The organism is Terasakiella brassicae, assembly GCF_014641495.1.
Lineage (GTDB): Bacteria > Pseudomonadota > Alphaproteobacteria > Rhodospirillales > Terasakiellaceae > Terasakiella > Terasakiella brassicae.
On sequence record NZ_BMHV01000012.1, the window covers coordinates 44,209 to 60,381 of the forward strand.

The 16,173-nt window shown below is 49.5% G+C and carries 17 protein-coding genes; 14 read left to right on the top strand and 3 right to left on the bottom strand.

What is annotated here, in order from left to right; all coding sequences use genetic code 11:
• The first annotated feature begins 122 nt into the window (after positions 1–122).
• On the top strand, positions 123–1,298 hold the full coding sequence (gene metX / locus IEW74_RS09625; RefSeq protein ID WP_188664232.1) for a homoserine O-acetyltransferase MetX: 1,176 nt from the start codon (positions 123–125) through the stop codon (positions 1,296–1,298).
• Entirely contained in the window at positions 1,291–1,908 is a 618-nt protein-coding gene (metW, locus tag IEW74_RS09630) for a methionine biosynthesis protein MetW (protein ID WP_188664234.1), read from the top strand. The genes metX and metW overlap by 8 nt, the downstream gene beginning before the upstream one ends.
• Here metW and IEW74_RS09635 read toward each other — a convergent pair.
• Entirely contained in the window at positions 1,905–2,669 is a 765-nt protein-coding gene (locus IEW74_RS09635) for a class I SAM-dependent methyltransferase (protein ID WP_188664236.1), read from the bottom strand. The genes metW and IEW74_RS09635 overlap by 4 nt on opposite strands.
• 173 nt (positions 2,670–2,842) lie before the next feature.
• Between IEW74_RS09635 and gloB the strand changes: the two genes are divergently transcribed.
• The 6 genes from gloB (at position 2,843) to IEW74_RS09665 (ending at position 8,101) form a co-directional block, all read left to right on the top strand.
• Positions 2,843–3,613 (top strand): hydroxyacylglutathione hydrolase, encoded by a 771-nt coding sequence (gene gloB / locus IEW74_RS09640; RefSeq protein ID WP_188664238.1) that lies wholly within the window; start codon positions 2,843–2,845, stop codon positions 3,611–3,613.
• A 33-nt stretch (positions 3,614–3,646) separates the two neighbouring features.
• On the top strand, positions 3,647–4,252 hold the full coding sequence (locus tag IEW74_RS09645) for a glutathione S-transferase (protein ID WP_188664240.1): 606 nt from the start codon (positions 3,647–3,649) through the stop codon (positions 4,250–4,252).
• Positions 4,249–4,674 (top strand): cupin domain-containing protein, encoded by a 426-nt coding sequence (locus IEW74_RS09650; protein ID WP_188664242.1) that lies wholly within the window; start codon positions 4,249–4,251, stop codon positions 4,672–4,674. The genes IEW74_RS09645 and IEW74_RS09650 overlap by 4 nt, the downstream gene beginning before the upstream one ends.
• Complete coding sequence (locus IEW74_RS09655) at positions 4,675–4,917, top strand: hypothetical protein (RefSeq protein ID WP_188664244.1); 243 nt, start codon at positions 4,675–4,677, stop codon at positions 4,915–4,917. It begins immediately after the preceding gene.
• Position 4,918: 1 nt separating this feature from the next.
• Positions 4,919–7,639: a sensor histidine kinase gene (locus tag IEW74_RS09660; protein WP_229734298.1), complete on the top strand. Its 2,721-nt coding sequence runs from the start codon at positions 4,919–4,921 to the stop codon at positions 7,637–7,639.
• 204 nt (positions 7,640–7,843) lie between these two features.
• Complete coding sequence (locus IEW74_RS09665; RefSeq protein ID WP_188664248.1) at positions 7,844–8,101, top strand: YjhX family toxin; 258 nt, start codon at positions 7,844–7,846, stop codon at positions 8,099–8,101.
• 44 nt (positions 8,102–8,145) lie between these two features.
• Here the strand turns inward: IEW74_RS09665 and IEW74_RS09670 are convergent, their stop codons facing one another.
• Entirely contained in the window at positions 8,146–9,420 is a 1,275-nt protein-coding gene (locus IEW74_RS09670) for an FAD-dependent oxidoreductase (protein ID WP_188664250.1), read from the bottom strand.
• Positions 9,417–10,388 (bottom strand): phenylacetic acid degradation operon negative regulatory protein PaaX, encoded by a 972-nt coding sequence (paaX, locus tag IEW74_RS09675; protein WP_188664252.1) that lies wholly within the window; start codon positions 10,386–10,388, stop codon positions 9,417–9,419. Before paaX ends, IEW74_RS09670 begins: the two co-directional genes overlap by 4 nt.
• 363 nt (positions 10,389–10,751) lie before the next feature.
• Between paaX and IEW74_RS09680 the strand changes: the two genes are divergently transcribed.
• The 6 genes from IEW74_RS09680 to IEW74_RS09705 all read left to right on the top strand — a co-directional run bounded on the left by IEW74_RS09680 (position 10,752) and on the right by IEW74_RS09705 (position 16,172).
• On the top strand, positions 10,752–11,576 hold the full coding sequence (locus IEW74_RS09680) for a Phenylacetic acid catabolic protein (RefSeq protein WP_188664254.1): 825 nt from the start codon (positions 10,752–10,754) through the stop codon (positions 11,574–11,576).
• A 38-nt stretch (positions 11,577–11,614) separates the two neighbouring features.
• Complete coding sequence (locus IEW74_RS09685; protein ID WP_188664256.1) at positions 11,615–12,016, top strand: hypothetical protein; 402 nt, start codon at positions 11,615–11,617, stop codon at positions 12,014–12,016.
• Positions 12,017–12,324: 308 nt separating this feature from the next.
• Positions 12,325–13,494: an ABC transporter substrate-binding protein gene (locus IEW74_RS09690; RefSeq protein ID WP_188664258.1), complete on the top strand. Its 1,170-nt coding sequence runs from the start codon at positions 12,325–12,327 to the stop codon at positions 13,492–13,494.
• Positions 13,495–13,606: 112 nt separating this feature from the next.
• Positions 13,607–14,482: a branched-chain amino acid ABC transporter permease gene (locus tag IEW74_RS09695; protein ID WP_188664260.1), complete on the top strand. Its 876-nt coding sequence runs from the start codon at positions 13,607–13,609 to the stop codon at positions 14,480–14,482.
• A complete protein-coding gene (locus IEW74_RS09700; RefSeq protein ID WP_308419097.1) occupies positions 14,482–15,417 on the top strand; it encodes a branched-chain amino acid ABC transporter permease in 936 nt (311 codons plus the stop codon). The genes IEW74_RS09695 and IEW74_RS09700 overlap by 1 nt, the downstream gene beginning before the upstream one ends.
• A complete protein-coding gene (locus IEW74_RS09705) occupies positions 15,417–16,172 on the top strand; it encodes an ABC transporter ATP-binding protein (RefSeq protein WP_188664261.1) in 756 nt (251 codons plus the stop codon). Before IEW74_RS09700 ends, IEW74_RS09705 begins: the two co-directional genes overlap by 1 nt.
• Position 16,173 lies beyond the last annotated feature (1 nt).

Below are 16,173 nucleotides of genomic sequence, written 5' to 3' on the forward strand. Positions count from 1 at the left end.
TCTAAATTTGTTGTTAGGAATAATCCGAAAGGATGCGAAAGGCAAAGAAAACATTGACAGTTTGCCTTTCAAAAGCCTAGCTATCCCATCTATAAAGCACATTTATTTGAAAAAATTGAACCATGAGCATCGCAGACACCGCAAACAACAATCCGTATGAGGATGATTTCCCCACCCAAAAAGCCATTTTGGGTATGGATATGCCTATGCGTCTGGATTGTGGGGCGGAGCTGTCGAATTTCTCGATTGCTTATGAAACCTATGGTACCTTAAATGCGGATAAATCCAACGCCATTTTGGTTACGCATGCCCTGACCGGGGATCAATTTGTTGCCGGGGTCAACCCGGTGACGGGCAAAGCCGGTTGGTGGTCCATTATGGTTGGACCGGGAAAACCGATTGATACAGATCGTTATTTCGTTATTTGCACGAACGTGTTGGGCGGGTGCATGGGGACGAGCGGTCCCGCTGCGGTGAATCCTGAGACAAACGAGCCGTGGGGCGTTGATTTCCCGGTGATTACGATTGGCGATATGGTGCGTGCACAGGCCTTGTTGCTGGATGAGATGGGAATTGAAACCCTGTTTAGTGTCGTCGGTGGATCAATGGGCGGGATGCAGGCGCTTGAATGGGCGGCGGCTTATCCGGAACGGGTTTTTTCCTGTGTGCCAATTGCAACGGCGGCAACGCACAGCGCCCAGAATATTGCCTTTTACGAAGTCGGGCGACAGGCCATTATGGCGGACCCGGACTGGTGTGACGGGCATTATCTGAAAGCAGGTAAAAAACCACGCAGTGGTGTTTCGGTTGCACGCATGGCGGCCCATATCACTTATATGTCCGAAGCGGCCTTGACGCAAAAATTCGGTCGACGTTTGCAGGACCGGGAAAAAGTAACCTTCGGGTTTGAAGCCGATTTCCAAATTGAAAGCTATTTGCGCCATCAAGGCAACAGTTTTGTCGAACGTTTCGATGCAAATTCATATTTGTATGTGACACGGGCGATGGATTATTTTGATTTGGCGACAACACATGGCAGCGGACGTTTAGCCGATGTTTTCAAGGGAACGGAAATTCGTTTTTGTGTGGTGTCCTTTTCATCCGATTGGCATTATCTGCCGGAAGAAAGCCGGGTGATCGTGCGCGGATTAACGGGGGCCGGGGCCAATGTGTCCTATGTGGATGTGGTCAGCGATAAAGGCCATGATGCCTTTTTGCTGGAAGAACCGGCATTTGAACGGGTCATGCGCGGATTTTTGGAAGATGCGGCACGCAAAAGGGGATTGATCGATGAATAATGCAAAAGCAATTCGTGTCGATCTGCAAATTATTGCCGATATGATTGAACCGGGTGCGCGCGTTCTGGATGTCGGGTGCAGTGACGGTCAGTTGTTGGAATATCTGGTCAAAGAAAAAAATGTGCGCGGACGTGGATTGGAAATCAGCCCCAACGGTGTGAATGCGTGCGTTGCCAAAGGATTATCCGTTGTGCAAGGCGATGCCGAGGAAGACCTTGGATATTATCCGGATAATGGTTTTGATTTTGTTATTCTCAGCCAGACGTTACAAGCAACCCATCACCCGGATCAAATTGTCAAAGATTTGCTGCGTTTGGGCAAACGCGCGATTGTGTCCTTCCCCAATTTTGGACATTGGCGGGTGCGCAGTTATCTGTTCTTTAAGGGGCGTATGCCGGTGAATGAGAGCATGCCCTATCAATGGTATAACTCACCAAACACCCATTTCTGCACGATCAAGGATTTCATTGTCATGTGTGATGAAATGGGGGTCACGATCGAACGTTCCATCGCGCTGGATGCCGATGGGCAGGCGCACCGCATTCGGACCAATTTATTTTTTGCCAACCTGTTGGGTGAACAGGCTGTTTTCCTGCTGCGTAAAGATTAAGGTTTTTCCGTATTGCGCTGGTGGTTTTGCCGGGTGTGCCAGCTTTCGCGGCTGGGCAAGGCGATCATGGTTTTGCGTTTGGATTTGACGATGCGTTGCGGGTTGGCGGCATAAATCTGTTTTGTGGCTTCAACCAGATAAACCCCCGCCAAACCGGGAAAAAAACGATAACCGATTTTTTCCCACGCCAAGGCAGACCCCATAATCATACGCGATTTTGAAGGCGGTACAAACAGGGCCGGTTCTGAATGTAAGGGCGTAAACATGGTATCGCGCAACAGGCCGTTGATTTGGCGGGGGGAATAGGGGCGTCCCATGCCGAACGGGGTGCGTTCCATACGTGCCCATATCCCTGTTCGATTGGGGACCACGATCAAGACTTTGCCGCATCCGTTCAGCACGCGCCAAACCTCACGCAACAAACTGCGTAACTGTTCGGAACATTCAACGGCATGAACGATTAAAACGCGATCAACACTCAGATCCGGCAGGGGAAGATCCGCCTCATCGACCAAAGTTGTCAACGATCTGTTTTCATTGGGCCAGTGCAAAACCCCTTGGCTGGACGGCATAAAAGCGAGGGTGCGTCCGGCGTCACTTTTAAAAAGCCCTAGATAGGGGGTCGTGTAGCCCAGCCCCAAAATGGTTGATCCCTTGCAGTCCGGCCACATTTCACGGATACGCCGCCGGATCATCCGGCGTGCCACACCGCCAAGGGCGGAGGAATAAAAATCCCTTAAATCAACGGCATCCATCCACATAAAGCAAATCCTGATCGTGTAAGGTTCATAAGTGACAACAAAGACGTTCAGTGCAGACTCTAAAGACAAAAACGCTTACTGTCACCTTTGGCGATAGGTTTTGGACGTGATTGTTGTATCGTCACAAAGACATGATATAGTTTTACCGACAGCAAAAATACAAGGGAAGAAGGATGGCTTCATTGCAAATTGAACAAGTTCCCGTCTTATCCGACAATTACGTTTATTTGATTTATGATCCTGCGACACAAGCTTGCGCCTGTGTCGACCCGGCAGAATCCGCCCCTGTGAAGCGCCGCCTTGATGAACTGGGGTGGCGTTTGACCCATATTTTGAACACCCATCATCACCATGATCACATTGGCGGCAATCTGACGTTAAAACAGGCCTATGAATGCCAAATCGTCGGGGCGGACAATGACCGTGCCCGTATCGACGGGATTGATGTCGGTGTGAAAGACGGTGATATTTTTGAATTCGGCAGTACCCGCGCGCGTGTCTTTGAAGTACCGGGCCATACCCGGGGGCATATTGCGTTTTGGTTTGAAGACGATGATGCCCTTTTTTGTGGGGATACCTTGTTTGCCCTGGGCTGTGGGCGTTTGTTTGAAGGGACCCCCGCCCAGATGTGGCACAGCTTATCCAAATTGAAGCAGTTACCCGATAAAACGCATGTTTATTGCGCACATGAATATACTCAGGCCAATGCACGTTTTGCCCTGACAATCGATCCGAACAATGCGGCATTGATCAGTCGCGCCCGTGAAATTGACGATCTGCGTGCGCAGGGAAAACCGACAGTTCCTGCATTGCTGGGTATGGAAAAGGCAACAAACCCTTTTTTACGCCCGGATGAAACAAATGTGCAAAAGACCTTGAATATGGTGGGGAAAGACAGTGTCGAGGTTTTTGCAGAAATTCGTCATCGCAAAGATAATTTTTAAGTCGTATCCGTTGAACACTGAAAGGATCATCCTATGAAAATGCGTTATTCCGCCACATCGCCTTACGTTCGAAAGGCTTTGGTCTGTGCGAAGGAACTGGATTTGATGGACCGTATTGAACTGGAACCGACACTGGTGTGGGACCCGGCAACGGATATGGGCAATGTCAATCCGCTTGGCAAAATTCCCGCCCTTATTCTGGATGATGGCTACGTTCTTTATGACTCTCCGGTTGTTTGCGAATATCTGGATGCGTTGGTGCCGGGTGTTGTGTTGTTTCCTGCACCGGGCAAGGCGCGCTGGAAGGCGCTGCATTTTCAGGCTTTGGGGGATGGTATTCTGGATGCCGGTGTGTTGCGCCTGTTGGAAAGCCGCCGCGCGGACGGTGAAAAATCACAAGGCTGGATGGATCGTCAGGCGGCCTCTATTCAACGTGGGCTGGATGCACTGGAACAGGAAATCGACGAGCTGTCAGGCGGGCCATTGACCATCGGTCAAATTACGGTGGCCTGTTGTTTGGGCTGGATTGATTTTCGTTTCCCCGATGACAAAATTCTGTCCACCCGTCCAAAGCTGGCAGCATGGTACGAGGCATTTTCCGCCCGCCCGTCTATGGTTGAAACGGCGCCCAAAGAATGAACGAGGCAGAACGCATTATTGCTAAGCTTGGCCTGCAACCCCACCCGGAAGGTGGCTATTATGTCGAAACGTTCCGGGATGATGAGGGCGGCGAGCGTGGATCATGCACCGCGATTTATTATCTGTTGAAAGCCGGGGAAAAATCGCATTGGCATCGTGTCGATGCCGTGGAAATCTGGCATTGGTATGCAGGGGCCCCCTTGAACCTTTTTATCAGTTCGGATGAAAAAAAGGTCGACACGGTTGTGTTGGGTCCCGATATCTTAAAAGGGGAACGTCCCCAAGGTGTTGTGCCAAAAGATGCGTGGCAGGCGGCCCAAAGTATGGGAGAGTGGACCTTGGTTGGCTGTACGGTTTCACCCGCCTTTCAGTTTGAAGGCTTTGAAATGGCCCCTGCAAAATGGAAACCGGGAGGCGGATAGATGCAAAGACCGGGCATTACGAGAGAGCGATTGGTCGGGCTATGTATGCTCGGTGCGTTGTTGTTTAGCCCGGCGTTGATTTCCCTGTTTGATCGGGGGGGCAATACGACCTTCTTTGGCGTGCCTGTTTTGCTGGTCTATCTGTTTGGTGTCTGGGGCGGGTTGATCCTTGTGGCGGCTATTTTGATCATTCGACGATATTATGAAATGTCGAACCCCATTGATTTGGGTGAGGAGGATTGAGGTGTCCAATACGGCTATTTTCCTCGCTTCCGCATTTTATCTGGCCTTGTTGTTTGCCATTGCCTATTGGGGCGACCGACGCGCAGAACAGGGTCGGAGCCTTTTAAAAAATCCATCCATCTATGCCTTGTCCTTAGCCGTTTATTGTACAAGTTGGACCTTTTACGGATCTGTGGGGCGTGCCGCCTCGACAGGGGTTGGGTTTTTACCGATTTATATCGGGCCGACTTTGACCTTTTTGCTCGGTTGGTTTGTGATCGGGAAAATCGTGCGGATCAGCCGGAAACATCGCATTACCTCAATCGCCGATTTTGTCTCTTCACGTTATGGCAAAAGCCATGTTCTCGGCGGGCTTGTCACTATTATCGCGGTGATCGGGATTATGCCTTATATCTCTATCCAGCTAAAGGCGGTCTGGACCAGTTATAATGTGTTGGTGGGTACACAACATTTATCGACGCCGGAAAATCTGTGGGACGACAAGGCGTTTTATGTCGCGCTGATGATGGCGGCGTTTACCATTCTGTTTGGGACACGCCATATTGATGCGACCGAACAGCATGAAGGTATGGTCACCGCCATTGCCTTTGAATCGATGATCAAGCTGTTGGCCTTTTTGGCGGTTGGTTTTTTTGTCAGCTATTCCATGTTCGACGGTGTGTCCGATATTTATGCTCGTGCGGCGGCTCATCAGGATTTATCGTCGCTTTTGACCATGAGTGCGGTGGAAGGAAACTGGTTTTCCCTGACCTTGTTGGCAATGGTCGTGGTAATTTTCCTGCCCCGTCAGTTTCAGGTGATCGTCGTGGAAAATACGGATGAACGCCATTTATCGCACGCTGTATGGCTTTTTCCGCTGTATTTGTTGTTGATTAACCTGTTTGTTTTACCGATTGCGCTGGGCGGCTTGCTGTATTTCGATCAAGGCGGTGTGGATGCGGATACCTTTGTCCTTGCGCTGCCCTTGGCAGAAGGACATCCGTGGTTGGCCTTATTTGTGTTTATCGGGGGATTGTCAGCCGCCACGGGCATGGTCATTGTGGGGGCAATTGCGCTTTCAACGATGATTTGTAACGATCTGGTGATGCCGATCCTGTTGCGCTATTTCAAGGCAAATCTGGAAGCGCGCCGCGATATGAGCGTCTTGCTTTTGTTCATCCGGCGCATGGCGATCTTGCTGATTTTACTGCTCGGCTATCTTTATTATCGCATCATTGGGGAATCTTATGCACTGGTAACGATCGGGTTGGTATCCTTTGCCGCAGCGGCCCAGTTCGCCCCGGTGATTTTAGGCGGTATTTACTGGAAAGGCGGGACGCAACGCGGGGCTATTGGCGGGTTGCTCGCTGGTTTTTTGGTTTGGGGCTATACGTTGGTCCTGCCCTCGTTCGCCCTGTCCGATTGGTTGCCGATTGCCTTTGTCAATCAGGGGCCGTTCGGGATTGAGTTGCTGAAACCTTATAATCTGTTCGGGATGGGAGGGATGGATCATATCTCCCACGCGCTATTCTGGTCAATGATCGCCAATGTCGGGTTTTATATTCTGATTTCCCTGTTTGACCATCCCAGTGCGATTGAACGCATTCAGGCGACCTTGTTTGTGGAGGTCGATCAGCAAACAGCGGTTAATCAAAATGTTGGCTTTTGGGGGGCACAAGTCTCGATCGATGAATTGCGTGATTTATGTGCGCGCTATATTGGTCCCCATGCGACCGAACGTGCCTTTTATGAACATGCGCAACGGCGCGAGATTGATGTGGGAACATGGGATCAGGCCGCGCCTTATACGGTGCGCTTTTGCGAACGCCTGCTTGCCGGCGCCATCGGGTCGGCATCGGCGCGTGTGCTGGTGGCTTCTGTTGTGAAAGGCAAAGGAGCCAGTCTGGACGAAATGCTGGAGGTTTTGGACGAAGCATCTCATGTGATTGAATATTCCCACCAACTGGAACAAAAATCCGATGCACTGGAACAAGCCCGCAATGAATTGCAACAGGCCAATGAACGCTTGATGCAGTTGGACCGGTTGAAAGATGAGTTTCTATCCCATGTCGCCCATGAATTACGTACGCCCTTGACCTCCATTCGGGGTTTTACGGAAATCTTGCATGATAACCCCGATCTGGATATGGAACAGCGCCAGAAGTTCTTGCAGGTCATGGTCGAAGAAAGTCAACGTCTGACCCGGTTAATCAATCAGGTTCTGGATTTGGCACGGATCGAGTCCGGACGTGAAACCTGGGACATTACTGAAGTGGAAATGCGCGATGTGATTAAGCATGGCGTGGAAACCTTGATGCAGGAATGCGAGAAAGAAAAAGTTGAGCTGAATGTGGATGTGCCGAAATATCTTTCACTGGTATTGGGGGATAAGGATAAGCTGACGCAGGTGGTGATTAATCTGATTTCTAATGCGCAGAAAATCTATAAGGGCAAAGGCGGACGGATTGATATTCAACTGGTTGATATGGGCAATCATGTCCGCGTTGCTATAAAAGATCAAGGCCCCGGCCTGCATGAAGATGAATTGAAGCTGGTTTTTGAGAAATTCTATCAGGCCAAACAAATTGGAACGGGGAACCCCACAGGCTCGGGTTTGGGATTGGCGATTTGCCAACGGATTGTTTCGCATCTGGGCGGACGTATCTGGGTGGAAAGCGAGTACGGTCATGGCGCGACTTTCTTTTTCACCGTTCCGTTTTCTGATCGGGCGTTGAAGACTTGAGTGTCTGTCGCATTTATGATATCTACGAAAATGTCATGGTGGTTTTGTCACCGAAATCTATTCAAGGTCTTTATGTTAGAGATTGTATCCAAGTAACACCGCTTCTTTGAAAAGAAGCCTGAAACGCAACCAATGGACGGCGGCGTGTGATGTCGTGTGCCAATTGAGTTGTTGGTGTTTTGATCCGACTAAAGACTAAAAAACATGAATATTTCAAAAGACGAACAGCGGGCGTTGCATGCGCTCGCGCAAGGTGGTGCGATTCATTTCAAGCGCGCCACGAACGGGCATGTCTATGATGTCCTGTGTTTTAACCGGGATGGTTATGCACTCAGCGGGTTTACGCTGGAAACGTTTAGGAAGTTGAAGGTAAAACGGCTGATCCGTTCCAGGAAAGGACTGCCTTATTACATTACACATGAAGGACGTTTGAGAGTGAATGCGCAATTAGACAATCGCTAACAAAAAAGTGCGGGGTTATATATGATCCCGCACTTTTGATCCTGTTAGGCGAATGTGATTTGTTTCTCACGCACACGCCCCGGTCGGGCGGCTTGTTCTTCCTGTGCTTCGATCTGTTTCCAGTTATCAAAATCAACCGGGTGGACGTTGCGTTCCTTTAGCAGAGCGTCCAATCCGGCTGGGCCGTTCTTTTCACTTTCGCCGTTAAAGGCATCAATGGCGAACTTTGCCATTTCCATTGACTCTTTACGGTTGGTCGGGATGGTGCCTTGAGGGCCGTGCTTACACCAACCGGCAACGTAAACCCCATCTTCAACCAGCCCATCGTTGTTTTGAACGATGGTTCCGTTCATGGGCAGGCCGGGGATCGGGGCGGTTTCATAACCGATTGCAGAAATAACTGTGGAAACGGCAATGTCAAAAGTTTCCCCTGTGCTTTGAAGACGTCCATCGATCAAAGCGGTGCGTTCCAGACGCAATCCTTCCACACAATCGGTGCCGAGGATTTCAATCGGTTTTGCCCAAAATTGTAAGTGCAGTGTTTTTGCCTTATCGCCACGGTCTTGTTCACTGAGACCGCGTAAAATCTCCATATTTTTTTCTTTGTTTTTTTGCGATTTGGGATCTTCTTCCATAGGGACTTCGGTTAAGTCATCATTCAGAATAACGGGATGGCAATGGGCGAGGTGGCCCAGTTCATTGGCTTCAGATGGGGTGAAGGCCGCTTGGGCCGCGCCCCGGCGTCCAATCATATAAAAATTATCAAGTTTGGCGGCACGGATGGTGTCTTCGGCATGTAGGCACAAGTCAGAACCTTGCATTTCTTCGGCCGATTTTGCCAGAACACGTACAATATCAATGGCAACATTTCCATTGCCGATAATGGCAACCCCGTTGGGGCCGAGTTTCGGGGCGAGACTTACAAAATCAGGATGACCATTATACCAGCCGACAAAGGCGCTGGAGCCATAAACACCGGCCAAGTCTTCCCCCGCGATCCCCATTTTACGATCAACAGAGGCACCGATAGCCAGAAAAACAATGTCGTACAGGTCTTTCAGTTCATCGTATGTGATATCGCGACCGACTTCGACATTGCCGATAAAGCGCACATTGTCGTTTTGCATGGTGCGCTCAAACTGACGGGTGACATTTTTGGTTCCCTGATGGTCGGGGGCGACACCGGCACGGACCAGACCAAACGGTGTATGCAATCGTTCGATCATGTCGATTTGGCAACCGGGGAGTTTCTTTGAAAAGGTATCGGCGGCATAAAAGCCACTGGGACCGGAACCGATGATGGCGATTTTTGCTGTCATAGGGTCAAACTTTCTGGCAGGGGCGGGGAAGACAGGCCGTTTTCCAATCCGCCAAATCTGTTGAAGAAATAAGGGCTGGCATCCGGTAAGGGGCCTTCGGCCGTTTCCAGCAGGGATTCAAGGTGTTTTTCTGCACTGGGGGCGCAGAGGCGATAAAGGTTTGCACACAAGGTGGCTGCGGTGGAACCGGGCCATTCGGCGTTCAGTAAATCATCGGGCAGCATGGGGTCGCGCAGCATGATCCGGCGATATTCGTGGATCAAAAGGGTGCGCACGAGAAAACTGCTTTCCGGGTCGATCGTTCCTTCCGCACTCAGGGCGTGATAGAGCGGGCGAAAAGCGTCCAGGAAATGATTGTAATCCTGCGCCAACTGATCGAGATCCCAACTGCTGTGGACCATATTACGATGGGGGGCCGTGCCGCCGTGACGGTCTGCGCGTGCGGCCATTGTCACCACATTTTCCTCAACGCCCATATCCTGAATGATTTGGCGAACGGCCCGAATATCTGCGGCAGGGTGGGCAAAGACATTGGGGGCCACGTTGCCAAAACCCAACCATAAAAATTCACGGCGCAATTGATCGCGTTGTTCCTGTGTCAGGTTGGATTTGTTTGCAATGACCATCAGCCATTCGCCATTCCATGTACGGTGTGGGGAGGCATAAATACGGCGATGGGCGGTTTCAAAACGACGACGCCCGATTTCAGTCAGCTTGTAATAGCTACGTCGTCCGATTTGTGTGGCGCTGAGCCAATCATCCTTGGACAGTCGAAAAACGGCAGTGCGCACCATGCGTTCGCTTAAGCCCAAGGGTTCCACAAGGTTGATCAAACTGCCAAGCCAGACTGCCCCGCCATGTGGGAGGATGGCATCGCCGTATACGGTGACCAATAAAGATTTGGCACGCAGCGTTGTTTTATCGCGCAAGTCCAGTATGGCATCGTGTATTTTTTTATTCTTTGTCATGGCAATTCGATTATTCCGTCTTGAAAAGAGAGTGTGTCCGCATCAACTCATAGCATATCGGGGCTGTTATTTCAGCGTTATCTCTGAGGGGATATAATAGTTACACTTTTTATGTATGTCATCATAAAAAGTGTAACATAAAGTAATTTGTATCATTGGAAACAAATTATCAAAAAAAATATAATATATAAAATGCTAGAGAAATAAAGGGTTAAGACTTGTTATTTGGAGAGGCTTTAAAAAGGAATTGACAGGAATTAATATGATACACTATTCTTTTAAAAGAATCATTAAATGTGTCATAAGATGATTTTTAGGCGGATAGGCGCCAATCTGAATTGAGATAAACAGTGGAGGAAACTGATGGCTAACTGGAAAACGTACGATAAAGGCGATGAATTGCCGGAAGAGTACAAGAAGCTCTTATTAAATTTGATGAGCTTCCAGGCAGACTCTGAATATGCCGGGGCGCAGCGTGTTGCGGAAAATATGCGTTTTGCACCGCGCCCGGAAGAGGCTTACCGCCTGTCCAAGAAAGTGATGGAAGAAATGGGCCACGGCTATTACGTCTGGAACCTGATGTCCGACTTGGGTGTGGATGTAAATGCACGTTTACGCGAACTGGTAACGAATCCGAATAACCCGGATCCTAAAAAAGTGACGGTCATTAACGGCTTTCGTAAAGAAAACTGGTCAAAACTGTTTGAATGCTGGGAAGATGTAGCCCTGTTCTCTACCGTGGTAACGCCGGCGGCTGTGGCCTTCCTTGGTCAGTATCGTGAATGTTCTTACCTGCCGTGGGCACGTGTGAATGTGCGTATCCATAAAGAAGAATATGGTCATCTTGCATTCGGTGTTTGGGCATCCAAGCGTTGTATCGAATTTGGCGGTGAAGAAACACGCGAATTTATGCAAAAGCGCGTTGAGAAATTTATGAAAGTCGGTCTCGGCTTTTATGGTCGCCCGTCAACAGGTGACAAGCAATCTGCCATGTTCGATAAATATTACGAATACGGCATCAAAGTGAAAAAACCGGAAGAGTTACAGGAAGAATATCTGGAACTGCTCGAATCACGCCTGAAAGAAGTGGGGCTGGAAGTGCCGCAAGGTGTGGAAGCGGATTACGACATGCGTGTCGGATACGAAGCGGCCGATCTGGATGATCAAGTGTCCAAGGCTGCTGTCTAGATTATAACGTAAAATACAAAAGACAAGGAGGGTTCGCTATGATTCCAGAGTTGCCCAATACACTTTTTTCCAACGGACGTAGTGTGTTGTCCAAATTTGGTTATGTCCATTTTGAAGATGGTCAGGGTCGTGATGACTGGGCAGAGATGTGGGAACATTTAAGGGGGGATTTCCCGTTACCGCTGGATGCTGTCCCCAGTTTTAATGATCTGGAGGCAACGGTTCAAGAGGCTGCGCGCCAATATATGAAAGTGCGCTTGTTGGCGGATCATTATCTGGATGACTGCGAACGCCTTCATGTTCGTATTTTTAACGGTAGTATCGAAACCGATTTGGTTGAAGATTACGCCGTGGCACGTGATCGTTATGAACATAGTGTCGAAGAGTTTGGGGAGACACGCGAGGCTGTTCAGAAACTGTTGAGCAAACGCGCGGCCTAACCTGCTGAAAAGTCGATGCCTTTCTTGATGGGGAAGGGAAGTCCAAAAAGGAAGGTGTCGTCTTTGGTTGTCAGTCAAAGAAGTGGAATATTTTTTTGCTTGACGATTGGTTTTTATTAAAATAGTTTCAATTGAAACAAATAAGAAAGAGGAATATCCGGGCTTTCCGGGTAAAAAATCTCACGGGATCAGACTTTTGCATGCAATGTTTTGATATAGATCATGTGGTTTGCAAACATTCTGCTTAAGCTGATCGAACTAAATTAAAAAACAAACGATATATTGTCTATTTGGGAGGCAAACAAATTATGACTTCACGTCACAACCAAGTTAAGAAGACAGTCGCTGCACTGGGGATGGTCGCCGGTGCAATGGCATTTGGTGCCACAACGTCTGATGCTGCGGATCCGATCAAGATCGGGACTTTCCTATCCGTAACAGGCCCGGCCTCATTTTTGGGTGATCCGGAACTGAAAACACTGGAACTTTATATTGAAGAACTGAATGCCAATGGCGGTGTTTTGGGTCGCCAGGTTGAACTGATTCAATATGATGTCGGTGTTGATTCCAAAAAAGCGATTACAGCTGTAAAACGTCTGGTCAGTCAGGATGAAGTGGACGTTATTGTCGGTGGTTCAACATCCGGTGCCACGATGGCGGTGATTCCGATCGTTGAAAAATCACAAGTCCCGTTTATTTCGTTGGCAGGTGCCGTTGCGATTGTTGAGCCGGTTAAGAAATGGACGTTCAAGACACCTCATACCGATAAAATGGCCTGTGGTAAAATTTTTGAAGATTTACAAGCGCGTGGCCTGAACGATATCGCCATGATTTCCGGTACGGGCGGTTTTGGTAAATCCATGAAAGGCCAGTGCGAAAAATTGGCGCCGGCCTATAAAATCAATATCAAGGCCTCTGAATCTTACGGGCCGAAAGATACCGACATGACCGCACAGTTGACAAAGATTAAAGGCATTGACGGTGTACAAGCGGTTGTCAACGCTGGCTTTGGTCAAGGCCCGGCGATCGTGACGAAAAACTATCGTCAGCTTGGTATGACGGCACCGCTTTACCAGTCTCATGGTGTGGCATCCAAGAAATATATCGATTTGGCGGGGGAAGCGGCTGAAGGTGTGCGTCTTCCGGCAGCGGCTTTGTTGGTTGCTGACATGTTGCCGGATTCAGATCCGCAAAAAGCTGTGGTTCAGACTTATACCAAAGCTTATAGCGAAGCGTATGGTGGGTCGGTTTCCACGTTTGGCGGTCATGCCTATGACGGCCTGCAAATAGCGGTTGCCGCGATTACGCGCGCGGGCAGCACTGACAAAGCAGCTGTTCGTGACGAGATCGAAAAAACCAGTGGCTACATCGGTACCGGTGGCGTTGTGAATATGACGCCAGAAGACCACCTTGGTCTGGACTTGTCTGCGTTCAAGATGCTGGAAATCAAGAACGGTAACTGGTCTATCGTGAAATAACGTCGAATTTTGGGGGAGGGCGATCCCTTCCCCAATTTTCTAAAACGTCCTGTTTCTGTGGTTTTATCCAAGAAGCAACAGGTAAATTATATCCGCAAGAAAGACGTAAAAAATGTTCGCAGAATTCCTGCAATTCCTTTTTTCCGGTATTACGTTGGGGGCGACCTATGCGCTGGTCGGGCTTGGGTTCTCCATCATCTACAACGCATCGCACGTGATCAACTTTGCGCAAGGCGAATTTGTCATGCTGGGCGGAATGGGAACCGTTTTCTTTCTCGGCCTCGGTTTGCCGATGCCGATTGCCATTCTGGCGGCGATTGCATTGACCACCCTGTTCGGTTTTGGTCTGGAAAAATTAGCAATTGCCCCGGCGCGTGGTGCGTCCGTTGTCACCCTGATTATCATTACCATCGGTGCCTCAATCGTCATGCGTGGGCTGGCTCAGGTTTTTTGGGGCAAGGAATTCCATGCCGTTCCTGCATTCAGCGGGGATGAGCCGATCAATATTGCAGGGGCCACGATTTTACCGCAAAGCCTGTGGGTGTTGGGGGTGACGGTTTTACTTGTGTTTGCTTTGCGCTATTTCTTCGATAAAACCATGATGGGGAAAGCGATTATTGCAACATCGTTAAACCGTGATGCCGCCCTTTTGATGGGAATTAATGTCAAGTTGGTGCTGTTTATCAGTTTCGGTTTGTCGGCTGCCTTGGGCGCGATTGCCGGTATCTTGGTCGCCCCGATTACACTGACGAACTTTGAAGCCGGTATCATGCTGGGCCTGAAAGGGTTCTGCGCCGCCATACTTGGTGGATTGGGCAATGGCATGGGTGCGGTTGCCGGTGGCATGATCGTCGGCATTGCCGAAGCAATGGGGGCGGGCTACTGGGTCTCTGAATATAAAGATGCGGTTGCTTTTATCCTTATTCTTCTCGTCCTGTTCTTTAAACCGAGCGGCCTGTTCGGTAAAACCGGAACGGAGCGCGTGTAATGATGATGAATTTGAAATCAGCCAAAACAGGCGGAATTCTGGTGCTTTGTGCCGTTATTGCAATCCTGCCTGCGTTTTTGAGCAATGCCTTCCAATATGAAATCGCCATTCTTATCGGTTTTAACGCGATTGTCTGTATCGGTTTGAACCTTTTAATCGGTTATGGCGGGCAAATCAGTCTGGGACACGGTGCATTTGTCGGTCTCGGGGCTTACGGCAGCGCGATTTTGACGATGAACCAAGGCTGGGACCCGCTTCTTTCAATGGTCATTGCCGCGATTTTCACCGGGATACTCGCCTTTGTTATTGCGCGTCCGATCCTGAAATTAAAGGGGCACTATCTGGCGATGGCGACTTTGGGGATGGGGATCATCATTTCCATTGTGATCAATACCGAAGACCAGTTGACCGGCGGCCCGGATGGCATGTATGTGGACGGCTTGTCCTTTATGGCAACGCAAATTTATTGGTATTGGTTGGTGGGCGCCCTTCTGGTGTTCAGTGTGTGGGCCTCTCTTAACCTGATCCATTCGCCTATCGGTCGTGCCCTGCGTGCGGTTCATGGCTCAGAAGTGGCGGCCGAGGTGGTCGGGGTAGATACCACGCAGTATAAAGTCCTGATTTTCGTGGTCTCTGCTGTATTTGCCAGCATTGTGGGCAGCTTTGGTGTCTATTATTCGAATTTTGTTACACCGGATATTGCAGGGTTCTTCCATTCCATCGAACTGGTGGTGATGGTGGTGTTTGGCGGTATGGCCTCTACCTTTGGGGCGGTCATTGGGGCGGCTATTCTGACGACCCTGCCGCAATTTTTGACCTTCTTACATGATTATGAGCATCTGGTTTTTGGCTTGATCTTAATGCTGACCATGATTTTCCTGCCCAAAGGTCTGGTACCGAGTATTGCAGGCCTGTTGAAGAAGGGAGATAAGTGATGACCCTTTTGAAAGTCAACAACCTGAGCATTGAATTTGGTGGTGTGCGCGCGATTGATGACCTGTCTTTCACGATTAATTCGGGGACCATTCATTCGATCATCGGACCAAACGGGGCGGGTAAAACAACTTTGTTCAACCTGATCACCGGTGTTTATACGCCGACCAGCGGTACGATCCTTTATGATGATGAAGGGGTGACGGGGTTTAAATCTTATGAACTGGCAGCGCGCGGCATGTCGCGCACGTTCCAGAACTTGCAGATTTTCTTCAATATGACGGCAATTGAAAACGTCATGGTCGGTGCCCATTTGCATTTGAACCGGGGGTTCCTTGCCTCCTTCTTCGGGCTTCCGTCTATTAAAGCCGGTGATCGTCATTGCCGGGAAACCTGTCTGGAACTGCTGGATTTTGTCGGCCTGAAAAAATATGCCGATATTGATACGGAAAGCATGCCTTATGGGGCGCTCAAACGTTTGGAAATTGCGCGTGCCTTGGCATCCAAGCCCAAAATCCTGTTGCTGGATGAACCAGCGGCGGGCCTGAACCCGGCGGAAAGCCGCGAGATTGATAAAGTCATCAAAAAAGTGGCGGAACGCGGCATTACAGTTGTTCTGGTGGAACATGACATGAAAATGGTGATGGAAATTTCAGACCATATCCTTGTCCTTGATTACGGGCGCAAACTGACGGAAGGCACCGCACTTGAAGTGCGTAACAATCCAGACGTTATTGCGGCATATTTGGGGGGCTAAG